Consider the following 23,305-nt stretch of genomic DNA (forward strand, 5'->3'; position numbering starts at 1 on the left):
GCGGTTCGATCCCGTCATCACCCACCATTCGCTTCATGTGTTACGCGCAGCGGTAGTTCAGTCGGTTAGAATACCGGCCTGTCACGCCGGGGGTCGCGGGTTCGAGTCCCGTCCGCTGCGCCATATTTGCTTCCGCCAAGGCCCACTGAGCGCCTGGAAGCCACGGAAATAGCGGCCTTGTGCCGCTTTTTTCGTTTCTGGAATCCACTGGATTCCACCTCCAGCCACTTGAAAATTGATCCACGGCCGATTGCTGATTGTTGTCCCAATAATTGTGGATGACCTTAGCAGCAGTGTCTTCGCTGAAGACTCATCTGGCCCCACCGCATGCAGGCCTGCTGAACGGTGTCTACGGTGCAGTTCAAACGGCTCATCGTCCTCGATACCCTCTTTGTCCTTGCGCTTTCGTTCACACGATTTGATCTTTCTCTGGGCGGCCAAGGTGCTGTGTTGCAGGCGGTAGGACTCGTTGTCCATTTCGACGATAGGACAGCTGTGTGTCAGCCGATCCACTTGCTAAGTGGCGATATCGGGCAATGAGCCCAGCGCTTGCAACGTTGCAACCTGAACAAACCGACGTCCCGGTTAAATCTTGAATTGCCTCAACAAGCCCTCAAGGCGATGACCGATGGCGTACAGTTCATCGACTGTGTGTACGCCGCTTTGCGTCTGGTCTGCGACGTTTTCAATCGCGTGGGCTATCTGATGGACGCTTCGATTGATTTCTTCGGCGACCGATGTCTGCTCTTGCGCGGCGCTGGCGATGTGCGCGTTCATCGTATTGATAGTGACGATCAACTCGACCGCTTTGCCCAGCGATTGCCCGGCTTGTTCCGCGTGCAGGCTGGCACCATGACCTGCTGCGCCTGAATGGCTCATCGCAGTGACGACCTTGGTTGTGGCCAGGTTAAGGCGCTCGATCATCGCTTGAATTTCCTGGGTACTAAGTTGCGTCCGGCTTGCCAGCGCGCGTACTTCATCGGCAACCACTGCAAATCCGCGCCCCGCGTCCCCGGCTCGTGCCGCTTCGATCGCGGCATTAAGTGCCAGAAGGTTGGTTTGTTCGGCGATTGAGCGGATGACATCAAGCACCGTGACAATGCCTTCTACATCGCCTTGCAGGCTTTTCAACGAGACGCCTCCCGCGGACAAGTCTTCGGTCAGGGTGCCCAGTCGGGCGATGCTTTCATTGACGACCTGTCTGGCGTGCTGGGCCTGCAAATCGGTTTCGCCTGCTGCATCTGAAGCGCTCTGGGCACTGATGGCTACCTCTTGCGCCGCGGATGACATTTGATTAATTGCTGCGGCGACCTGATCGGTTTCCTGGCGCTGCTGTTCCATAACCAGATCGATGCATTTGCTCTGTTCGGCCACTTGGGTGACCGATGCATTCAGCTCTCGGGCCATGCCGACGATCTGGCTGACCAGCCCATGAATCTTATCCGCGAAGGCATTGAACGACACGGCCACCTGGCCGAACTCGTCGCGGCTGATGGGTAAGCGCCGCGTCAGATCGCCTTCGCCCGCTGCGATCTCATCAAGGTGCTCACGAATCCGTGACAGGGGGCGCAGGCTGCTTTTAACCAATAACAAGGCGAGCACGCCGGTGATTCCGAGCGCAACCAAGGCGATGACGGTTATCCCATAGACAAGGCTGCGCACGCGCTGATGGATTTCCCCTCGTACTTTGGCAACCTGGCTTTCGATACTGTCCAGGTTAATCGCGGTGACCACGACCATGTCCCAAGCAGGCAGGTAAAAGCTGTAAGCAAGCTTGGGAACGACTTTATCCGTATTGATCAGGGCGCCTGAATAATTGACGAAGTGGGTGTCGTTCTTCGCTGCGGCCACCATTTCCCGGTTCAGGTAAATTCCATTCTTGTCTTTGCGGTCGCTCATGTTAGTGCCGACGCCTTCGCGGCTGTCGCCCCGAAACAGGCGTACGACCTGACTGTCGTAACCGATGAAATAGCCGTCGTCCCCATACTTCATTTGGGACAGTCGCGCGATCGCCAGCGCACGCGTTGCTTTGTCCCCCGTCTCTGCCTGCGCATACAGTTCCGCTACTGAGGTTCGGGCAAGGTTGGCGTAGTCTTTCAAGCGCTCCCGGCTTTCATCAAGCAGGCGTTCCCGAGTCACCGTGACTTCTTGCTCGGCGCTCGACAGCAGAGTGGTGCTCGTTGTCAGCGCCAGCACCGTGGACAACAGCACCACCGGGGCCAGCACCAGCATCAGTACTTTGTTTTTAAACAGCATGCTTGGGGTTCCTCACCTGAATCTGTATGAACGCGGCCGCAAGGGCCGCGATCGTCGACTTACCAAAGGGCGATGTCATAGGTGAGGTAGAGGCGATTGCTGTCGCGGCCGCGGGAGAACTCAGAGCGGTAGACATAGTTGCGCATGCGCACGCCCAGCCCCTTGAACGTGCCGGCTTGCACAACGTAAGCCAGCTCGGTATCACGCTCCCATTCCTTGACCGTGGTCGTGGACTTGCCGTCATTGCCGCTCAGGTAGCGCGTTGAAAAGGTCAAGCCGGGCACGCCGACGGCGGCGAAGTTGTAGCCGTAGTTGAGCATCCAGGTCTTCTCATCCTCCTCAATGAATTTGCCGATGCCCGCATTACTGAATGAGTAGACGGTTGCGCCGCTGATGTAGGGTAAACCGGCATCACCGCGAAGGGTTTGGTAGCCGCCTCCGACGGTATGGCCTGCGATCACGTAGGACAACTGGCCGCTGAGCATGTCATTGTCGATTTTGCCTGCGTAGGCAGAGCCGCTATCAACGCTGTTGAAGTAGCGCAGGTCGCTGGTCAGCACGCCACCGGCAAGCGGAAGGTCGTGCTGGATGCCGGCAAAGTTCTGTCGGTAAAAGTTCTCCAGCTCCCCGTAGAAATAGCTCAGGCGAACATTCTTACCCCATTTGTACTCGGCCCCGGCGTAATTGAAATCTCCCGATTTTTCCCCGCTGTAGCCATCAGGCACGATCGGCACGCTGTTGGTGGAGTCCCGTAATTTGAAACGGTCCAGATGCCCGCCGGTGACGGTCAGGTTCTCAATGTCGGTGCTGCTGACCTGGGTGCCCTGGTAGGTTTGGGGCAACAAGCGTGCATCGTTGTAAATCAGCACCGGCGTCTTGGGCAGCAAGGTGCCGTACTTGACGGTGGTTTTGGCGAACCTGACTTTTGCGGTAGCGCCGGCGCTGGCAAACTCGTCGGCCGCTCGCCCGTCATCATGCACCGGCATAAGCCCGGTACCACTGCGACCGCGACCTGAATCAAGCTTTACGCCATACAGCCCCAGGGCATCCACGCCGAAGCCGAGGGTGCCGGCGGTAAATCCAGACTGATAGTCCAGCAGAAATCCCTGGGCCCACTCGGTGCGTTCGCTTTTTGCGGTGCGCGCAGCCCGTGCGCTCAAGCCGTGCTCGTCGCGAAAGTTCTCGTTGAAATACACGTTGCGCAGTTGCAGCTTGAGTTTGCTGTCATCAATAAAACCTTCGGCGTTGGCCCCTGCGACGGGTACCAGGCCTAACGCGCAAAACAAAGCCCGACGGGTATACACATGGTTCATGGCAAATGACTCGTTGTTGTTATTTGGGGTACAGGGCGACACGCGCCTCGTGAGTGAGGCGCGATGGAAGGCAGCAGAGGTTGTGGGTGAATCAGGTGAACAGGCTGATGGCCCCGGTCAACAAGGCCAGCGCGGTGACGACCAGAGAGGTCAGCACAGCCCATTTGACGGTGGCTTTCTGGAAGTCGCCAATATCGCGATCGACCATGCCCACCAGCAACAGGGTCGAGGCCACCAGCGGACTCATGAGGTGAACGGGCTGCCCCAGGATCGAGGCGCGCGCGATTTCCACCGGGTCGATGCCATAAGCGGCGGCGGCATTGGCCAGGATCGGCACCACACCAAAATAGTAAGCGTCATTGGACAGTACAAAGGTCAGCGGCATGCTGGTGATCGCAACCACCAATGGAAACAGGTGACCCCAGGACGGCGGGATCCAGTCGACGAGGGTCTGTGCCAGGGCATCCACCATCTTTGTGCCGGAGAAGATCCCGGCAAAGATCCCGGCGGCAAATACCAGCAACACCACAGTCATGGCATTGCCCGAGTGCGCCAGGATGCGTTCTTTCTGAATGTCCAATTGCGGGTAGTTGATCATCAGCGCGAGCACGAAGCCGATCAGGAACAGGATCGCGGAATGCATCAGCCCCATCACCAGGGCCGCCATCACCGCTATCACCAGCACCAGATTGACATAGGCCAGCTTCGGACGTTTGTGGGGCGTGTCCTCAAGAATCGCGTTGATGTAGCAATCGCCGCCGCCGCTTTGCAGTTGCACGTTGCCGATACGCTTGCGCTCTGCGCGACCCAGTATGAAGGCCGTGAAGATCACCCACAGGGCACCGCCGATCATGGTCGGCAGCAACGGCACGAAGTATTCACCGGCATCCAGGCCCAGCGCGGCAATAGCCCGTGTCGCGGGGCCGCCCCAGGGCGTCATGCCACTCATGATGCTCAGCGACAGCATGGAGATGGTCGCGAGGATCATCGGGTTCATGCCGATACGTTTATACAGCGGCAGCATCGCTGCGCAGGTAATCATGTAGGTCGTTGTGCCGTCGCCATCGAGAGCCACCAGTAACGACAGTAAGGCAGTGCCTACCGCGATCTTCATCGGGTCGCCATTGACCCGCTTCAGGATTTTGCGGATCAGCGGGTCGAACAAGCCTGCGTCGATCATCAGGCCGAAGAACAGGATGGCAAACAACAGCAGTGCGGCAGACGGTGCGACCATTTTCAGGCCGTCTAGCATCATCTTGCCGGTGGTGCCGCCGAAGCCACCTATGACCGCGAAGACAATAGGCACCACAGTGAGTGCGACGATCGGCGACAAGCGTTTCGTCATGATGAGGAAGGTGAATACGACCACCATGGCCAAGCCAAGGAAAGCGAGCATAGAACGATTCTCTTGTTGTTATCGTAAAAATGGCTGACGCCGAGGCGCACGAGCCCTGACCCGCCGGGCGGCACAACGGCGCCTGGCGGGGAGGGGGGTCAGTCAAGTCAGGGGGGAGGTGTTATCCGGTTTTCTCTAGGCGCGTTTGGCGACCTTCAAATCTTTCCAGGCGTTTCCTGGTGCCTCGGAAGATTTTGCGTCGAGCATCCGGTTCAGCGTTTCGCGGTGGCAGGCGTTTTCAGACATCGAAATCACTACCGTTGCTACAGCGTTACTGGCCAGGCTGGTCAGGGCGCGCGCTTCAGACATGAAGCGGTCAACGCCGATCAGCAATGCCAGGCCGGCCAAGGGGATGTCGTGAATGACCGTCAGGGTCGAGGCAAGCGCCACGAACCCGCTGCCAGTAACGCCGGCGGCACCTTTGGAGGACAACAGCATGATCGCCAGCATGGTGATGATTTGCGTCAGGCTCAGGTCGATGTTGCAGGCCTGGGCAATGAAAATCGCCGCCAACGAGAGGTAGATGGCCGTGCCGTCCAGGTTGAACGAGTAGCCGGTGGGCAGTACCAGGCCCACGACGCCTTTTTTGCAACCCAGTGCTTCGAGTTTCTCCAGCATGCGCGGCATCACAGGTTCCGTGGAAGAGGTGCCGAGTACCACCAGGAACTCTTCCCGAAAGTAGCGCAGCAGTTTCCACAGACTGAAGCCGTTGGCGCGGCAAATGCTACCCAGTACCACGAAGACGAAAAAGCCGCAGGCGATGTACAAGGTCATGATCAACTTCGCCAGCGAACCCAGCGAGGTGATGCCGTACTGGCCGACAGTGAACGCCAAGGCTCCAAAAGCGCCGACCGGTGCAAAACGCATCAGGTAAGAAAAGATCTTGAAGACCATTTGCGAGGCGGATTCGAGCACGTCGAGTACCGGTTTGCCACGCTCGCCCAGCGACGACAAGGCAAAGCCGGACAACACCGCAATAAACAGCACCGGCAACACCTCACCTTTACTGAAGGCGCCGATAAAAGTCTCGGGAATGATGTGCATGAAAAACTCCACAACCCCAAGCTTTGCGGCCGACTCCGTGTATTGGGCCAATCCTTTAGTGCTCAACTGGGTGGGATCAATGTTCATGCCGGCGCCCGGCTGGAACACGTACACCGCGACCAGGCCAATCAATAGGCTGATCACCGTCAGGACGAAGAACAGCAGCATGGTTTTGCCGAGCAGGCGTCCGAGCGAGCGTTTGTCGCTCATCCCGGCGATACCGGTGACGATGGTGCAGAACACCACGGGGGCAATCATCATCTTGATAAGTTTGATGAACGCGTCACCCAGCGGTTTGAGTGCAATGGCCTGCTGGGCCCAGAAATGCCCAACCACGATGCCGAGCACCACGGCGCAGAGAATCTGGAAGTAGAGCGATTTAACAACTTTCATGGCATCACCCATTTTTAGAATTGTGCGGATGCAAAAATGCCAACGACCGCCGGAATTATCCGGCGAGGCGCTGAGAGTCAGTGGCGTAGACGTAACCGGAAAAAAGCCTGCGCGCGGTGCGTACGACGGACGCTTGAATTGTCTCACCGTTGACGCCGGTGTAGGACAATACGACATCAATTCCGCCGCTCGGGTGTTCGATGCGCACCGCTTCAAGGCGCGGCGTACTGATCCCGCCGAGCATCTGCGCGACGATGCTGCCCTCTATCACGCACGCGGTAGCTAAACCAATCGAGCCCGTAATGGCCAGCGCGCGGTGGCAGCTGTGTGGCATGAAATAGCGAACCTGAATCGTACCGCCGGCTTTCGCAGGCGACACCAGGACCGGCTTGGGGATTACCTTGTTGCTGACATCGCCTAAGCCCATGGCCAAGCCGGCCTGAAGCCGCAGTGTCTCAAGGCGTCGCAGGAAGTCTTTATCAGCGTCCAGTTCCGCAGGGGTCTCATCGCCACGCTTGCCCAGTTGGCTGGCCTCGACGAGCACCATGGGCATCGCCATGTCGATACAGGTCACCGCAATGCCGTCGATGACGTCTTGCGTGTTGCCGGTGGGAAAGAGTTTGCCAGTCTTGCTGCCGGCTGCATCCAGGAAGGTCAATTGCACCGGCGCTGCGGTACCGGGCACGCCATCAATGGCGGTATCACCCTCATAACTGACTTTGCCATTCGGTGTGTACACCTCGGAATGGATGAACGTCCCAGTGTTTACGTTGCGAATACGCACACGAGTGCGCTCTTGGGTGGCTTTGACCAGGCCCTGTTCGATGGCGAACGGGCCAACCGCGCACAGCATGTTGCCGCAGTTGGGTGCGCTGTCGACCCGGCGTTGTGAAACCATCACTTGAACGAACAAGTAATCAACGTCCGCATCCGGGTGCAGCGAAGGGCTGACAATCGCAACCTTGCTGGTTTGCGGATTGCCACCGCCAATTCCGTCGATCTCCAGTTCATGGCCGGAGCCCATCAGGTTGAGTAGCAGTTCGTCACGGGCCTCAACGGCTGCGGGCAAGTCCCAGTCGAGAAAAACCGGACCTTTTGAGGTACCACCACGCATCAGCACACAGGGAATTCTTTGCATGACACTGACTCTTGTTGATCAATCGGTGTAATTGATGTTCTTGGAGCAAGAGTCTCAAGCTTTAAAAAATGTTTCAAATGCAAAAATTGAAGCGATTATTGCGTTTTGCGAATGATAAATTTACGCTGAATTTCTTTTTGACGCTTTCTGCTGACGAGATAAGACATGGAATATGAGCTAAACGATATCCGATCATTCGTGAAAATCGCCGAACTTGGGAGCTTTCACGAAGCAGCTGATGCCTTGCACCTGTCTCAACCCGCACTCAGTCGGCGGATAAAAAAGCTGGAAGAGGGGTTGGGCACCGCATTGCTTGATCGCACCACGCGCAAGGTCAGCCTCACGAGCGTCGGCCGTGACTTTCTTCCAAAGGCACGTCGGTTGCTGGACGACTTCGATGAGTCGATCCTCAATATCCGTGAATTGGCCGAACGCCAGATTGGCCGTGTCACCCTGGCGTGCATCCCTACTGCCGCATTCTATTTTTTGCCCTCAGTGATCCGCCTTTATAACGAGCGCTATCCAAAAATCCGCATCCGTCTGCTGGATTTGAGTGCCAATGAGGGGCTTGAAGCGGTACTGCGCGGGGAAGCCGACTTCGGTATCAATATGATGAGTGGGCAGCACCCGGACATTGAGTTCGTCCCATTGGTCAGCGAACCTTTTGTATTGGCGTGCCGGCGTGATCATGAATTGGCCGGACGCAGTTCGGTCACCTGGTCTGAATTGAGCGATTACCGTCTTATCGGGGTAGGGCGCCTGAGCGGTAACCGGATGCTGCTCGATCACGCGTTGTCTGGCTTGAGTTGGCGGCCGCAATGGTTCTACGAAGTCCAGCACCTCTCTACTTCGCTGGGGCTGGTGGAGGCTGGGCTGGGGGTTTCGGCGATGCCGAGCCTGGCCATGCCGGCGGAAGATCATCCCACTTTGGTCAGCGTCCCGTTGATCGAGCCAGTGGTAAACCGCTCATTGGGACTGGTCTACCGCCGCGGGGCATCGCTCTCGCCGGCAGCGGAAAAATTCGTCTCGATACTGCTTGAGCAGTGGCCGCAATGAGCCATACGGCGAGTATTTTTTCTCAAACCCGACGCGGCTCGCCCTCGGCAATCTTGCGCATCAGGCTCAGGTAGCGACTCGCTGCCAGCCCCAGGGGGCGATTCTTTACCCAGATGATATCGACCCATAACCGCATCTGACTTGGCATGTAGTCAAACACCACCTCCGTCAATGCACCCGAAGTGATCAAGGGTTGTACCAGCGGCTGTGGAAGATAAGCCCAGCCCAATCCTTGCTGCACCAGGTCCAGCGTTGCCAGGTAATTGTCGCTGTGCCAAATGCGCCGTGACAGCACAACACGTGGATCAGAGTCGGTAGGTCCTCCAGTAGCCACGATGATCTGCCGAACGTTGACCAGTTGCTCTTCACTTAAGGGGCTTTTCTTGCCGGCGGCGGCAGGATGATCAGGAGAGGCAACGGCCACCAGCAACTGGCTTCCCGCCTCAAGAAACGTCTCCCGCTCGTCGAGCCCTGGTCGTTCAAATCCAAGCGCCAATTGCACACGTCCCTCATGGAGCATGCGCATCGCCTCCGGATGGGACGCGGAGCGAATCTCGATTTCAAGCGTGGGGAACTCGCTGGCGATAATGGACAGCGGACGATTCCATACGCCTGTTTGCAACTCCGGCGCCATCGCAAGGACCAGGCGCTCCTCCAACCCTTGATGAAGCTGGAGAGCATGGGCGTCCAGCAGGTTTAGCTGGCTGGCGACCTGTCGTGCCTGGGGCTCAAGTGCTTTGGCGGCGGCTGTAGGAATGGCTTTGCGGGTTGATCGGTCAAAAAGTAATAAATCCAGCTCTGCTTCAAGCTGCGACACCGCCATGTTGATGGCCGAGGGTACCCGGCCCAATTTGCGTGCGGCGGCAGAAAAGGAGCCGCTGTCGACAACCGCAAGGAAAACTTTCAGTGACTCACTGGTAAACGCCATGGTGGTTGTCAGATTTTCTGATGATGATCGTCTTTATTTATCAGATTTATTAGCCTAATTTCCACTTCCATTACAAATTAAGTACGTGGGGAACACCATGTTAAATACTGATTTGAGGGGGCAAGTGGCACTTATCAGTGGTGCCGGAAGTGAAGCGGGTATTGGTATGGCGATCGCACGCAGGCTGGGTGCAGCGGGCGCGAGATTGATCATCACCGCTAGCAGCAACCGCATCGAGGATCGAGTTAAAGAGTTACTCGCAGAAGGGTTTGAAGTTGAAGGCCGGGCAACTGATCTCACCGATGAACGTCAGGTGGGTGAATTCGGCCTATGGGCCGCGTCAGTCTGGGGGCGGGTCGATATTCTGGTGAACAACGCCGGTATGGCCATGCAAGGAAGCCCTGAAGTTTTCTCGGAATTGGCAACGATGGAACTGCATGAGTGGAATCTTTCACTGGCCAGAAACGTAACGACCGCTTTTCTTCTGACACGGGCCGTTTTGCCCGGTATGAGGGCGAGAAGTTACGGGCGTATTGTCAATATCAGTTCCACCACGGGCACCCGAGGGAGCAATCCGGGGGAAGCCGCTTATAGCGCCGCCAAGGCAGCGATGGTGGGCATGAACATGGGGCTTGCGCTTGAAGTCGCCAAGCAGGGGATTACCGTCAACAGCGTGGCCCCCGGCTGGATCACCACGGGCTCAACCACGCCCGTTGAAGCCGAGGCGGGGCGCTTCACCCCGATTGGGCGCGCAGGCAGCCCCCGCGAAGTGGCGGCGGCGGTTGCATTTCTGGCATCGCCTGACGCCAGTTACATCACTGGGGAAGTCCTCGTGGTGGATGGCGGTAACTGTCTGGTCGAGAACAAAGCCCCTCACGGCGATTATTAAGTTTGAATACGCTCCAGCGCGCTCAATCCACGATATTGGGCGGGGGGCTATAACCGAGATTTATAAAAGCGCGATGTATCAAAGAACCGTTGAGTTCTTTGAGCCGTATCCGGCTGTCATTCAGCAACGGACTTTTAATTAAGTTGATAATTAACATAGGGTATTGATCATGTCGAAAAGTGGAATTAGTGAATCAGCGATTGCTGCTTTTACCGCCTCCGAGCGTGCCCGGTTTATAGAAAACAACCCAACTTCACTGGCGCTGGCCGAGCGCGCCAAGGCGAATCTGTTCAACGGTGTGCCCATGCACTGGATGAGCGACTGGTCGATGCCTTCGCCGCTCTTCGTACAGCGTGCAAAAGGGGCGCGCTTCACCGACGTTGACGGGCATGAATACATAGACTTTTGCCTTGGCGACACCGGCACGATGTTTGGTCATTCACCTGATCCTATTGTCCGCGCCATAACCGAGCAGGCGAATAATGGCTTGACCACGATGCTGCCGGGCGAAGACGCGGTGGTCTGCGGCGAGTTGCTGGCTCGGCGATTCGAGCTGCCTTACTGGCAAGTGACCGCCAATGCGACTGACGCCAACCGGTATGTGCTGCGCTGGGCGCGCGCGATCACCCAGCGCAACGTCTTGCTGGTGTTCGATGGCTGCTACCACGGCACCGTGGATGACGTGATGGTGCGCTACCGCGACGGCAAAACAGTGCACCGTTCAGGTCTTGTCGGCCAAGCCTACGACTTGAGCCAATACAGTCGATCCATCCCCTTCAACGATGTCGCCGCACTGGAGGCGGCGTTAGCCCAGGGCGATGTGTGCGCGCTGATGTGCGAGCCGGCGATGACGAACATTGGCATGGTCCTGCCGGATCCGGGGTTCATGCAAAAGTGCCGAGAGCTGACCCTTAAATATGGCAGCCTGTTGGTCATTGATGAGACCCACACTATTTCCACCGGCCTCGGTGGATGCACTCGCCAGTGGGATTTGAAACCCGACTTTTTCGTGGTGGGTAAACCCATTGCAGGTGGCGTTCCTTGCGCGGTGTTTGGCGTTAGCGAGCCAGTCGCCTCGGCTATGCGCGACGTCCAGAAGACCATCAGCGAGGAGAGCGGCGGGCATGGCCACAGTGGCATGGGAACGACGCTGTCCGCCAATGCCCTGGCGATGCGTTGCATGCGCGTCAGTCTTGAAGAGGTCATGACAGAGTCTGCATACGAGCACATGTTGCCCCTGGCCTCAAGGCTGGCCCAGGGATTTCGAGGGTTGTTCAAGCGGCACCAACTGAACTGGTCTGTCACAGAGTTGGGCGCGCGTTGTGAGTTTCAATTCTGTGCTACCTCGCCAAGAACAGGCGCGCAAGCCGAGGCGGCTTTTCATGACAGCCTTCAAATGGCGCTGCATCTTTATCTCATCAACCGCGGAATCCTGATCACGCCTTTTCACAACATGACCCTGTGCTGTCCGCAAACAAGTGATGCGGATATCGACAGGCTGATCGCTGAGTTGGATAACGCGCTGACCACCCTGCTTGCGCAACCTGGCGCGCGGGTTATCGCTTCATAACTGCACGTCTGAAAACGCCATTGTTCTTAAATACTGCCAGTCGCTTGAATAAGCGCTAAGAGGTTTGACATGCAATTTGCGGATAAAAAAGAGGCCGTAGATTATCTGGCCGCCCACCCTGAAGTGCTGAGCATCGAGTTGTTCCTTATCGACGCGAATGGCGTTCCACGGGGCAAACTGTTGCATCGCGACGAACTGCTGGCGATCTACGAAAATGGTCGGCCATTGCCAAGTTCCATTCTCGCCTTGACCGTGCAGGGTGAAGACGTAGAAGACACAGGCTTGGTCTGGGATGTTGCTGACGCCGATTGTTGGACGTACCCCTTGGCGGGAAGCCTGACCTTGCAACCCTGGCGCACCAACCCCACCGGTCAAGTGCAGGTGAGCATGCACCCGACCCAAGGTATTCCCGCCGCACCGGCGGACCCGCGCCACGTGCTGGTGAACACCATTGAGCGGCTGAAAGCCGATGGATTCCATCCGGTCATGGCCGTCGAGTTGGAGTTCTACCTGCTGGACCGACAACGCGACGTCAACGGTCGGCCGCAGCCGGCGTTGCAGACCAATGGCGTACGCCCTGTTGCTCCACAGGTTTATGGCGTATACGAGCTGGAGCAACTTCAACCGTTTCTTGATGACCTCTACGCGGCGTGCGCGCTGCAGGGGTTGCCGGTACGTACGGCGATATCCGAGTACGCGCCAGGCCAGGTCGAGTTGACGCTGGAGCATCGTTTCGACGCACTCCAGGCCATTGATGAAGGCGTACGTTACAAACGCCTGGTCAAGGGGGTGGCCAACAAACATGGGCTGCAAGCGTGCTTCATGGCCAAGCCATTCAGCGATCAGGCCGGCAGCGGTATGCACCTGCACGTCAGCCTGGCCGACGAGCACGGGAATAACCTGTATGCGAGTGAAGACCCACAGGGTACGCCACTGTTGCGGCACTCCATCGGCGGGATGATGGAGACCTTGTTTGACTCGCTGGCGATATTTTGCCCCCATGCCAATTCCTATCGACGCTTCCAGACCGGTAGTTACGCGCCGCTGGCTAAGAGTTGGGGCGTCAACAACCGTACGGTGTCGTTCCGCGTGCCCAGCGGCCCCGCCATCAGTCGGCACATCGAACACCGCATTTGCGGTGCCGATGCCAACCCCTATCTCGCCGCTGCCGCGTTACTGGCGGGTATTCACCACGGCATCACTCATCAAAGCGATCCCGGCGCGGCGATTGTGGGGAATGGCTATGAACAGGCGACCGATTTTCTACCCACCGACTGGCTGACAGCGTTGCAGGCACTGCAACGCTCAACCTGGGCACGTGAGGCGCTGGGCGCTGAATTCCTGAAGGTGTTCCTGGCAATCAAGTGGCGCGAGTTCCGTCAATTCAATGCTGAAGTCGGAGAGCAGGACTGGCGCTGGTACCTCACTCACGCATGAATGTCGACCCGTCAGGACGACTTGAAACGGACCGCTGAGGCTACCTGACCTTTTTCTTGCGTGGCTGGCGCGTGGCCAAATGCTCGAAGCAAAAAGAGGCCGTGCCGAACACGGCGATTATGGTCAGCACGATCATGCCTAGGGTTGAGTTTTCCACGATGGGCGTCCTACGTGATGGAGTAGGCGTCCACGGTAGAGTTACGGCGAAAGCGCCTCAATAGACCCGACGCAATCCTTACGACGCCGGGCCCATTATTACGCACTCTTTACGGGGCGTTGCGGCTGTGGCGGTAATCGCTGACGGCCTCGTACACCGCCTTGCGCAAGCGGTTGATACCACCGATAGGGCGGTGTTCTTCCACGCCGAACCACGGGTTGAATGACTGGTTGTCACACGCCAGGTTCTGTTCGGGTGTATCGAAGTCCTGAGCCGGGATTCGCACCTTGGCCACGCTCTCGTAGGGCGCATCGCTTTCTTTCCACTCGATGCTGGTGTCTTCGATCGGCATGAATTTCTGCGGGTTCTGCCGCTGGATCTGCAGCACGAAACACGCCGGCACGCGGTCCGTGGACAACTGCTGGCTCAGGGCGCTGCGTAGGAAGTTCGGCAGGTCCTGGTTCTGTTTGGGCAGGACGTATTCCGGGCAGCTCTGCGGGTCTGGCGCCACGCGGAACTTGGCATTCGCCGCGCCGAACTTGTAGGGCGATACCGAGAAATACGTAGTTTGCGTCGGGCTTGCCGGGGCCGGTGCCAGGGTTGCCAGGGCGATAAATAGATGACGCACCTGCCAAGTGCGTGGGTCAGCCTTGGGGAAGAACGCCAAGACTTTTTTGCCATCGGCCTGGGCACCGATGTTCTGCGCGTATTCCGCCACATCGCTGACAAAGAAGTTCGGATGGCTAAACATCACGAAGTCCTGTTCCGTGCGGGTCTGCTGGTCGGCCAGCAGTTGTTTGCCCGGCACGTCCAACAGCTTGAGCGCCATGCCCCGGGCATCGCGAATGCTGTCGAACTGCGGGTAGGCGTTGCCGTTGGACAACCGCATCATGGCCTGCCAGGTCTTGCCCGGTTCGGCGAATACACCCTGGCGTAATGCCGGGTCGAGATCCGCCAGTACGCTGACTTCGGCCTTCACGCAGCCGTGGGCTTTGGCATGGGCATCGCGCAGGTAGCGCGTGCCTTCGCGGTGCTGGTCAACGATGCGCACTGCCGTCTGGATGATGCCCTGAGTCATCGCGGCTTCACCTGCCGGGACGTGTTCATCTGGCGACACCGGCCCGCTGTGCTGCCAGGCATACCAGGCGGTAGCGGCCAGCCAGCCGAGCAAGCCCAGTCCGGCCAGCCACAACAGCGTCTTGCCGAGAAACCTCCCAATGCGCAGCCACAGGCGGGCGAGCAGGGACGGTTGGTCGTATCGAGATCGAATCATCATGGCAATTGTTGCTCCAGCGGGCCGCCCAGCACTTTGAGGTATTCCAGCAGCGCCCAGCGTTCCTGCGGCTGCAGGCCACGGCCGATGACGCCTTTGCCACGAGCGCCTGCACGGAATTCGTGGCCGCTGTTGTGGTTGCCGGTAATTTTGGTATCGAACAGAAAAGCATTCTTGAACGCCGCAGTCTCGAAGCCGAGATGGCGAGGGTCGTAGTCGAAGGTGCCTTTATAGAACGTGGTGCTGCGCTCGTCCTGGGGCGAGAGCAATTGGTAGATCGTCGGCACCGAACCGTTATGCAGGAATGGCGGGGTGGCCCACACGCCCGCCAGTGGACGGGCCTTGTAGGCACGCAGCTCGCGCACGCCAATCGGAAGGCCAAAACCATCCAGGCGCGGGCGTTCGGCCGGTGTGACACCGGCGGCGCGGTAAGCGTGGTCTTCGACGAAGGCGGTGACGTACGCCAGGCCCTTGGCCACGGACATTTTTTTCAGGTCCAGGGGTTCGGTTGACGTCGGGTGCAATTGGACATTCAGCTTGGACAGCTCCGCAGGGTCCCATTGCAGGGCGCTGAGGTCATAGCGCTGGTCTGCGATGTTGGTGGCGGTGCCGGGGTCGGTACCGATGTAGTCCACCGGCAGCATTTTCAGTGTCTGCACAGGGCGGCCACCTTCCTGGCTGACGGTGGGCACGTGGCAGCCGGCGCAGTTCTCGGCGAACAGCGCGCGGCCCTGAGCGGCGAGGGGCTTGTCGATAGGCCCGAACAATTCTTCGGGCCAGGTGGGCGGTTTGAGGCGTTGCAAGGTTTCTTCGATCAGGTGGAGGTCGCGCACTCGTACGCTGGACGGGTAACGCGCATCGCCTTGAAGCGGTTGGCCAGCGCCATCGAAAAACGTCAGGGTCGCCCCCACACCGAGCGCTTCGCCGATATTCCGTGCCATCGGTTGCTGGGCCGAGCCGTTCCATTGCACCCAATCGAAGGTCCAGATATCCCACAGCTGTGGGTAGTCCACAGGTGCGTTGGCGACGCGATAATTTTCCGGGGAGATGGCATCGCCGAAGCTGGCATTCGCAATGCGGCCAAACGCGTCGGTACGGCCCGGCCCTTCTTCGGTGGGGTAGAGGCCGCGGTGTGTATCGTTCCAGGCGACTTTTAGGAACTTGTTCAGCGACTGCTTGAAGTCCTGGCGCAGTTGGCTGTGTTCGGCGTCGTAACGATCACCCAGCACCTGACGGGCGAAGCGTTCGAATTTCCATGGGTTGTAATAAGTCGCTGCAAGGCTGGCGACCAAGGCCTGGCCAAAGCTGCCGCCGCGTAGTGTCGGCACGCTTGAAGGCAGCACATGCTGGGCCGAACCGCCGTCAATCCGCAAGGCCTGACCTTTGAAATGCAGCTCGCCGGTGTGGCAGGCGGCGCAGGTGATGTCCAAGTACTCAACGTTGCTGCCCGCGTTTTTATGTCGGGCAAAACCTACCGGCAGGTTGCCGGGGTTTTGCGCGGTGGGCACTTGCTTGGGATCCACAAGGAAACCGAAGCGCGCCAGGTACTCTGGCGTGGCAAAACGTCCCTCGGAGAACGGCAGCTCCAGGGCGGTGAACCAGTCGTAATGCAGGCCTTTTACCTGGGTGCCTTGGGGCGTGAAGTAATAGGTCTGGCGGTCGGCGGCGCTCCATTGATCCTGATAGTGCACCTGCTCCACGGGCACGTAGTTCGGTAGCTTGGGGTTAACGGTGTAATAGAGCACCACGGCCAGTGATAGGACCAGAATGGCGAATATCAGGAGTAAAACACGGGAAAAAATGCGCAAGATAACTATCCTTGTCGAGTTGTAGCGTTGTTATGCCACTACGCCATAAGTGCGGCAAGTGGCCATGAGCCTTATGAGAGGCGGTCCCGCGATCCGTCGCGGACGCCCATCATGAATGAAAATGCTTTTAAACACGTGAACTTATCGGAAGTTTCCTGCTCACATGCCGGTAGCCATTGGTCGTGGCCGCCTGATAAGCTCGCGACTTTATTCGAATGCCCTATTGGCGCATGAACAAGGAAATAGCATGAAACAGCATCGGTTGGCGGCGGCGGTGGCCCTGGTTAGCCTGGTACTTGCGGGTTGTGATTCGCAGACCAGCGTAGAGCTGAAAACCCCGGCGCAAAAAGCTTCCTACGGCATCGGCCTGAACATGGGCAAAAGCCTTGCTCAAGAAGGCATGGATGACCTGGATTCCAAAGCAGTAGCCCAGGGCATCGAAGATGCCGTTGGCAAGAAAGAGCAGAAGCTCAAAGACGACGAACTGGTTGAAGCGTTCGCCGCACTGCAAAAACGTGCTGAAGAACGCATGACCAAAATGAGCGAAGAGTCGGCAACCGCCGGCAAGAAATTCCTCGAAGACAACGCCAAGAAAGACGGCGTCGTCACCACCGCTTCCGGTCTGCAGTACAAGATCATCAAGAAAGCTGACGGCGCACAGCCTAAGCCGACTGACGTTGTGACTGTTCACTACACCGGTAAACTCACCAACGGCACCACCTTTGACAGCTCCGTGGATCGCGGCAGCCCGATTGACCTGCCGGTCAGCGGCGTGATCCCAGGTTGGGTCGAAGGCCTGCAACTGATGCACGTCGGCGAGAAGGTCGAGTTGTACATCCCGTCCGACCTGGCCTACGGCGCCCAGAGCCCAAGCCCGGCGATTCCAGCCAACTCCGTGCTGGTATTCGACCTGGAACTGCTGGCCATCAAGGACCCAGCCAAGGCTGAAGCTCCTGACGCACCAGCCGCCAAGAAGTAATAGGCGCCTGAACACACAACGCCCCGTCTCGACGGGGCGTTGTTGTTTCTGAAGCACTTACATTGCGGTTTGGGCAAATCCAAACGAACATCCCTGGCCAGTGGCAGTCTGATATAAGGCTAAGGCACCACTAGCCGCACACAACCGCCAAGTCAATGAAATCTTGGGTTTTTTTGATGTGCGCAAAAAACGCCCGATCTGACTGAAAGCCTTTTAAACCGTGGCTTTCAGCCAGTAAAACAGGCTCTGTTCACAAGGTTATCCACAATTTGTGTGGATAACCTTTCTGTTTGATGGAACTGGAGTGACAGATGAAACCACCCTTCAATTTCACCCGTTTCCTACCCATGGCTGCACGCTTGCTGGGCCGTGGGCGCCTGCCGACTCTGCTGTTCGCGGTGGCCGCCAAGGGGTCAAGCCAGGGCAATCGCCTGGGCAAGCTCAAGGATGATTTCAAACTGCTCCAGGCCCTGTGCCTCGCGTACTGGCGGGGAGAGTATCGGGCGATCAGCCCCAAGGCGCTGATCTCGGTGGTAGCGGGGCTGATGTATTTCCTCAGCCCGATTGATGCGATTCCGGACTTTATCCCGATGTTCGGCATGCTCGATGACATCGCCGTACTTGCGTGGGTCATGAAGACCCTAGAGGGCGAACTGAGCGCTTTTCGCGCCTGGCGTGACGCGCAGCGCCCGGAAAAGCTCGCGGTGGTTGAGCGTTTGCCTGCGACCCCGGCCTTGCTGGCCAAGGAAAACCCGCAAAAAAACGGATGAGGCAGCTATCCCCTGCGACCTTTGTGGCTGTTAGGATTACACTCCTAAGGAAAGAGCTTACTCAGTAAGTGCAGTTATCCTACGGGGCAGTCATGGATATTCAGATAATTTCACGCAATGGCGAACCCGAGTACGCGGTGTTGCCATGGGATCAGTACCAGGCGCTGCTAAAAGCTGCCGGTCAGCAACAGCCTTCACCGCCTCATTCTCCTACTGTCCAAGCCGCACCTGACCAGGACTTGCGCCCGCTCGCAGACCTGCGCGGTTTGCGTGAAACCAAGGGCCTGGCGATTGAAGTGCTGGCTCGCACCGTGGGCATCAGCCCGTCGTATCTCGGATTGATCGAAAGTGGTGAACGTCAGCCGGATGCCGCGATACGACGCAGCCTGGCCTGGGAATTAGGCGTTGCAGGTTGGAGGGATGAATCTTGAGCCTACGTATCAGCCGTCAGCATTGGGATGGGTTACTTAACGAACTGGACCAGGCGCGCCGCCAGCGCCATCTGTTGACTTACCGCGCGCTGCTGGAGCGCCTGCAGTTTCCGACGCCGGCGATGCAAACCCTGGCCGCTGCTCTGGAGCACCTAGCGGCACTGGACGCCAAGGCTGAGCAACCGTTGCGCAGCTCCCTGGTGATCAGCCAGGGCGCCAGCCGCCTTCCGCGTACCGGCTTCTTTGAATGCGTGGAGCGCCTCGGGCGCTTCAGCGGACCCTCCGATGGCGTGGCCGCGGCGTCCTGGCATGCCTCCGAAGTGGTGCGGGTGTTCGAATACGAGTATCCGGAGTCGGCCGAGGCCTAAAGCGTCTGGGGCAACATGTCCATGCTGTCGATCACATGGATGCTGTAACCAGCCACATCCTTGGCATGGTGCTTGGCCTGCGACGCCAATTCCGCCAACTGGCTGGCATCGAGTTGTCCACAGGCCTGTGGATACAAATGCACCACTCCAATCGACAACGACAGCAGCGCAAATTCCTGGCGCACGCCCTGACGGTTCAGTGCCACAAAGCAACCAGCGTCGAGATGCTCGGCGCGGTAGAAACGCCGGCATTGGGTATGGAAGTCATCCAGCAACTGGTTGAGCCGCTTTCGCCATTCCTGAGGCCCCAGCACCAGCAAAAAATCATCGCCGCCGATATGCCCGACGAAGTCGCGGCTGGGGTCGACCCGGTCGTTCAAGCACTGCGCCAGGCACAGCAACACCTCATCCCCACGCCCGTAGCCGTAGATGTCATTGAACGGTTTGAAGCTGTCGATATCCACGTAGCAGATCACTGACTCGCGTTGTTGCTGCAACAGCCGTGTCAGGCACTGCTGGATCGGTACATTGCCTGGCAGCAGCGTCAGCGGGTTGGCGTAGCGGGCCTGTTGGATTTTCAACTCGGTGATCAGCTTAAGCACATCGATCACTCGACCCAGGCCCAGGTAATCGCCATTGAGCGTGATGATGAAGTCTTCCTCGATACGTTGCCTTGCGCGGCTGGTCAGCAAGCGGCTGACCTGCTGCAGTGACTGGCTCAGCTCCACCGCCAGAAAGTCAGCGCTCATCAAGCGGCTGATGGGTTTGCGAGCGAACAGGTCAGTGGCAAACGGCTTGAGCAGCGCGTCGGACAGCGAATGCCGATGGACGATGCCAACGGGGTGCCCACGCTCATCCAGCACCGCCAGGGAGTTGAGGTTGGCCTGGCGGCGGAATGCTTCCAGCACCTTGGCCGTGGCGGTGCCTTGATCCACTGCCGGTTGCTCATTGAGCAGGGCGCTGAGGTCGCTGCCTTCGTCGTTGAGCGTCACCGTGGTCTGGTCCGGCTTGGGCAACATCAGCCGTGCTTCTTGTGGCGGTTGTTCCTGTGGACGGCAGAGCAGGTAACCCTGCACCAGATCGACGCCCATCTCAGTCAACACCGCCAGCTCTTCCGGCAATTCAATACCTTCGGCGATGACCTGGGCACGGGAGGCCCTGGCGATTTGCAGGATCGAACCGACAAACTCGCGCTTGAGTGCATCCTGATGAATGCCGTCGATGAAGTGCCGGTCGATTTTCACGTAGTCCGGACGTAACTCCGACCATAAGCGCAGGCTGGAATAGCCGGCACCCAGATCATCCAAGGCAATTGAAAAGCCCATGTTGCGGTAATGGTGCAGGGCGGTTTGCAACAGGTCGAAATCGTCGGTGGGGGTTTGCTCGGTGAGTTCGATCACCACTTGGCTCGGCGGAATGCCGAAGTCGCGCAGCAGTTGCAGGGTGCGTCCCGGTTGGTGCGCCGTTTCCATCAAGGATTCCGGCGAGATATTCAGGAACAGCTTGCCTGGAAGCTTTTGATCGCTGAAGCGTCGGCACGCGCTTTCGCGGCATGCCATTTCCAATTCGCTGAGGCGCCCGGTTTGCCTGGCCACCGAGAAAAGCGCAACGGGGGAGTGCAGAGGGCTGTTGGACGGGCCACGACTAAGGGCTTCGTAGCCGAGGATGCGCCGTTCGGACAGGCAGATGATCGGTTGGAACAGGCTGTGCAAACTGCGTTGAGCCAGGATAGAGCCCAATGCATTCAGCTGTTCGGTCATGGTCATGGTGATCTCGATCGAAAAAAAAGGACCGCAGGCGATGAGCCTGCGGTCCTTCATTTCACGACAGAATGATGTCTATATGATGACACTCTGGGGAGCGATCACGTTAAATCGCCATCATTTACTGCTTGGCTACCTGCTTGGTGATTTTCAGGTAGTCCAGCAGTATCCGGCCTGTCTCGGCCAGGTATGCATCGTCTTCCGGCTTGGTTTTATCCGCTTCGGTCGGCAGCGCGTCTTCGTCTTCTTTCTTCAGCTCCTTGAGTGGTTCTTCGCCCTTGGCCTTGCGGCGGACGTTCTCCAGCACAAGCTGCTTGTTTTCGATATCGCTGTGCTGCGCGCGACGGTCCACCTCATTGAGGCTGACGGTTTTTTCTTCCATCAACTTCTTGGCCAGGGCCAGCTTGTCGCGGATGAACACAAACTCGGCATCCATGGCGGAGCGGGTATCGTGGTCAGCTTTCAACTGTGCCAGGAACGGCTTGAATGGATCCGTAGCAGGCTTGATCGCCGGCCGGATGGTGTCCCACGGCATGGCTTCCGGCAGAGCGCTTTCGCCGATTTCCTTGGTGTCGATGATCGACGGGAAATCGATGTCCGGCAGCACGCCCTGATGCTGGGTGCTCTGCCCGGAAACCCGGTAGAACTTGGCCAACGTCAGCTTGAGCTCGCCATGGTTCAGCGGCTGGATCGTCTGCACGGTGCCTTTGCCGAAGGTCTGGCCGCCGATGATCAACGCGCGGTGATAGTCCTGCATGGCGCCGGCGAAAATTTCCGAGGCCGAGGCGGAGAGGCGGTTGACCAGCAGCGCCATCGGGCCTTTGTAGAAGGCGCCCGGGTTCTCGTCTTCAAGCACGTCCACGCGGCCGTCAGCGTTGCGCACCAACACGGTCGGACCTTTGTCGATAAACAGGCTGGTCAGCTCGGTGGCTTCCTGCAGGGAGCCGCCGCCGTTGTTGCGCAGGTCGATGACCACGCCGTCGACTTTTTCCTTCTGCAGTTCAGTCAGGATCTTCTTCACGTCGCGAGTGGTGGACTTGTAGTCCGGGTCGCCAGCGCGGAAGGCCTTGAAGTCCAGGTAGAAGGCCGGGATTTCAATCACGCCCAGTTTGTAGTCCTTGCCATCCTGCTTGAGGTTGAGGACTTTCTTCTGCACCGCCTGGTCTTCGAGCTTCACCGCTTCACGGGTGATGGACACGATCTTGCTGGTCTGGTCGTTTGGCGCATTGGTGTGCGGAATCACTTCCAGGCGCACCACGCTGCCTTTCGGCCCACGGATCAGCTTGACCACTTCGTCCAGGCGCCAGCCGACCACATCGACCATCTCTTTGTCGGCCTGGGCCACACCGATGATCTTGTCCGCCGGAGCGACCTGCTTGGTCTTGTCTGCCGGACCGGCCGGCACCAGACGCACGATCTTCACTTGGTCATTGTCGCTTTGCAGGACGGCACCAATGCCTTCCAACGACAGACTCATATTGATATCGAAATTTTCCGCGTTATCTGGCGACAGATAATTGGTGTGCGGGTCGTAGGACATCGCGAAGGTGTTGATGTAGGCCTGGAAGATATCTTCTGCACGGGTCTGGTCCAGACGCGCCAACTGATTCTTGTAGCGCTTGGTCAACAGCTCCTGAATGGCCTTGGGCTCTTTGCCGGCGATCTTCAGGCGCAGCACTTCGTCCTTGACGCGTTTGCGCCACAGGTCATCGAGGGCGGCGGTGCTGGTCAGCCAAGGGGCGTCCTTGCGATCCACCAGAAGGGTTTCCTTCTGGGTGAAGTCGAGCTTGTCGACGCCTTTGTTCAGCTCAGCCAAGGCGAAATCCAGACGCGCTTTGACGCGGTCCAGGTAGCGCTTGTAGATGGTGAAGCCGGGCTGCAGGTCGCCGCTCTTGAGGAAATCGTCGAACTGGCTCTTCCACTTGTCGAACTCAGCGATATCGCTGGCCAGGAAGTAGCTGCGCGACGGATCCAGCAGCTTGAGGTAGCTGTCGTAGATGATCACCGAGCGAGCGTCGTCCAGCGGCGGCTTGCTGTAGTGATGGCGCTTGAGCAACTCGACCACGTTAAGGCTGGCAATCACCTCATCGCGATCCGGTTGAAGGTTGTCCCAGCTGTTGGCTGCGAACGTATTGGTCGACATCGACGCGAAGCCGAGACCAATGAAAAGAGCGAGGGCGGTGCTGGGGAACAGATGCTTCATGCTGATTCGACGCGGGGGCAATTGATAACGCATATTAGGCCGTCTTTGAAGTTGCCGGTTCCATAGGGGCCGGTCGCATAATGCAAAAAGCCCGCGCTACTGCTACGGGCTCAGTCCAGACTCACTATGGAGG

At 58.2% G+C, this 23,305-nt stretch carries 18 protein-coding genes, 1 tRNA gene and 1 pseudogene; 9 read left to right on the forward strand and 11 right to left on the reverse strand.

The features are described 5' to 3' along the window. Positions 1-46 precede the first annotated feature (46 nt). Positions 47-123: transfer RNA gene (locus G9Q84_RS27575), tRNA-Asp, on the forward strand. Between the two features lie 240 nt (positions 124-363). Here G9Q84_RS27575 and G9Q84_RS27580 read toward each other — a convergent pair. The 6 genes and pseudogenes from G9Q84_RS27580 to G9Q84_RS27605 all read right to left on the reverse strand — a co-directional run. Then, a pseudogene (locus G9Q84_RS27580) lies at positions 364-513 on the reverse strand (AAA family ATPase); the annotation flags it as partial. A gap of 72 nt (positions 514-585) precedes the next feature. Then, the gene (locus tag G9Q84_RS30035; RefSeq protein ID WP_181644427.1) at positions 586-2,256 is read right to left on the reverse strand and encodes a methyl-accepting chemotaxis protein; all 1,671 of its coding nucleotides are present in this window, start codon (positions 2,254-2,256) and stop codon (positions 586-588) included. A 59-nt stretch (positions 2,257-2,315) separates the two neighbouring features. Then, positions 2,316-3,569: an OprD family porin gene (locus G9Q84_RS27590; protein ID WP_032885983.1), complete on the reverse strand. Its 1,254-nt coding sequence runs from the start codon at positions 3,567-3,569 to the stop codon at positions 2,316-2,318. A gap of 91 nt (positions 3,570-3,660) precedes the next feature. Next, entirely contained in the window at positions 3,661-4,965 is a 1,305-nt protein-coding gene (locus G9Q84_RS27595; RefSeq protein ID WP_032885984.1) for a CitMHS family transporter, read from the reverse strand. Positions 4,966-5,100: 135 nt separating this feature from the next. Further along, positions 5,101-6,414: a dicarboxylate/amino acid:cation symporter gene (locus G9Q84_RS27600; protein ID WP_032885986.1), complete on the reverse strand. Its 1,314-nt coding sequence runs from the start codon at positions 6,412-6,414 to the stop codon at positions 5,101-5,103. A 43-nt stretch (positions 6,415-6,457) separates the two neighbouring features. Then, on the reverse strand, positions 6,458-7,540 hold the full coding sequence (locus tag G9Q84_RS27605) for a 4-oxalomesaconate tautomerase (protein WP_032885987.1): 1,083 nt from the start codon (positions 7,538-7,540) through the stop codon (positions 6,458-6,460). Positions 7,541-7,705: 165 nt separating this feature from the next. Between G9Q84_RS27605 and G9Q84_RS27610 the strand changes: the two genes are divergently transcribed. After that, a complete protein-coding gene (locus G9Q84_RS27610) occupies positions 7,706-8,596 on the forward strand; it encodes a LysR family transcriptional regulator (protein WP_032885988.1) in 891 nt (296 codons plus the stop codon). A gap of 22 nt (positions 8,597-8,618) precedes the next feature. On the opposite strand, the gene G9Q84_RS27615 is transcribed toward G9Q84_RS27610, so the two are convergent. Further along, positions 8,619-9,524 carry a LysR family transcriptional regulator gene (locus G9Q84_RS27615; protein WP_032885989.1) on the reverse strand — a complete coding sequence of 302 codons (906 nt, stop codon included), beginning with the start codon at positions 9,522-9,524 and terminating at the stop codon, positions 8,619-8,621. A 97-nt stretch (positions 9,525-9,621) separates the two neighbouring features. On the opposite strand from G9Q84_RS27615, the gene G9Q84_RS27620 reads away from it, so the two are divergent. The 3 genes from G9Q84_RS27620 to G9Q84_RS27630 all read left to right on the forward strand — a co-directional run bounded on the left by G9Q84_RS27620 (position 9,622) and on the right by G9Q84_RS27630 (position 13,420). Continuing rightward, positions 9,622-10,413 (forward strand): SDR family NAD(P)-dependent oxidoreductase, encoded by a 792-nt coding sequence (locus G9Q84_RS27620; RefSeq protein WP_181644428.1) that lies wholly within the window; start codon positions 9,622-9,624, stop codon positions 10,411-10,413. A gap of 169 nt (positions 10,414-10,582) precedes the next feature. Further along, positions 10,583-11,983 (forward strand): aspartate aminotransferase family protein, encoded by a 1,401-nt coding sequence (locus G9Q84_RS27625; protein WP_131699177.1) that lies wholly within the window; start codon positions 10,583-10,585, stop codon positions 11,981-11,983. A gap of 69 nt (positions 11,984-12,052) precedes the next feature. Then, positions 12,053-13,420 carry a glutamine synthetase family protein gene (locus G9Q84_RS27630; protein WP_122764336.1) on the forward strand — a complete coding sequence of 456 codons (1,368 nt, stop codon included), beginning with the start codon at positions 12,053-12,055 and terminating at the stop codon, positions 13,418-13,420. Positions 13,421-13,686: 266 nt separating this feature from the next. Here G9Q84_RS27630 and G9Q84_RS27635 read toward each other — a convergent pair whose 3' ends face one another. Beyond that, complete coding sequence (locus tag G9Q84_RS27635) at positions 13,687-14,853, reverse strand: catalase family protein (protein WP_181644429.1); 1,167 nt, start codon at positions 14,851-14,853, stop codon at positions 13,687-13,689. Beyond that, the gene (locus tag G9Q84_RS27640; protein WP_181644430.1) at positions 14,850-16,658 is read right to left on the reverse strand and encodes a di-heme-cytochrome C peroxidase; all 1,809 of its coding nucleotides are present in this window, start codon (positions 16,656-16,658) and stop codon (positions 14,850-14,852) included. The genes G9Q84_RS27635 and G9Q84_RS27640 overlap by 4 nt, the downstream gene beginning before the upstream one ends. 247 nt (positions 16,659-16,905) lie before the next feature. Between G9Q84_RS27640 and G9Q84_RS27645 the strand changes: the two genes are divergently transcribed. The 4 genes from G9Q84_RS27645 to G9Q84_RS27660 all read left to right on the forward strand — a co-directional run bounded on the left by G9Q84_RS27645 (position 16,906) and on the right by G9Q84_RS27660 (position 19,206). Then, entirely contained in the window at positions 16,906-17,637 is a 732-nt protein-coding gene (locus G9Q84_RS27645) for a BamJ family beta-barrel-assembly machinery protein (RefSeq protein WP_032885995.1), read from the forward strand. A 311-nt stretch (positions 17,638-17,948) separates the two neighbouring features. Next, positions 17,949-18,407, forward strand: coding sequence for a YkvA family protein (locus tag G9Q84_RS27650; RefSeq protein ID WP_010211619.1), 459 nt, complete (start codon positions 17,949-17,951; stop codon positions 18,405-18,407). A 92-nt stretch (positions 18,408-18,499) separates the two neighbouring features. Continuing rightward, complete coding sequence (locus tag G9Q84_RS27655) at positions 18,500-18,838, forward strand: helix-turn-helix domain-containing protein (protein ID WP_099603161.1); 339 nt, start codon at positions 18,500-18,502, stop codon at positions 18,836-18,838. Then, entirely contained in the window at positions 18,835-19,206 is a 372-nt protein-coding gene (locus G9Q84_RS27660) for a hypothetical protein (protein WP_005786715.1), read from the forward strand. The genes G9Q84_RS27655 and G9Q84_RS27660 overlap by 4 nt, the downstream gene beginning before the upstream one ends. Here the strand turns inward: G9Q84_RS27660 and G9Q84_RS27665 are convergent. Together G9Q84_RS27665 and G9Q84_RS27670 are read right to left on the reverse strand one after the other, a co-directional pair. After that, entirely contained in the window at positions 19,203-20,972 is a 1,770-nt protein-coding gene (locus G9Q84_RS27665) for a bifunctional diguanylate cyclase/phosphodiesterase (protein WP_095184334.1), read from the reverse strand. The genes G9Q84_RS27660 and G9Q84_RS27665 overlap by 4 nt on opposite strands. Positions 20,973-21,090: 118 nt before the next feature. Then, positions 21,091-23,172 (reverse strand): carboxy terminal-processing peptidase, encoded by a 2,082-nt coding sequence (locus G9Q84_RS27670; protein ID WP_177326425.1) that lies wholly within the window; start codon positions 23,170-23,172, stop codon positions 21,091-21,093. Positions 23,173-23,305 lie beyond the last annotated feature (133 nt).

This window comes from Pseudomonas sivasensis (genome assembly GCF_013778505.1).
In the GTDB taxonomy this organism is placed as follows: domain Bacteria; phylum Pseudomonadota; class Gammaproteobacteria; order Pseudomonadales; family Pseudomonadaceae; genus Aquipseudomonas; species Aquipseudomonas sivasensis.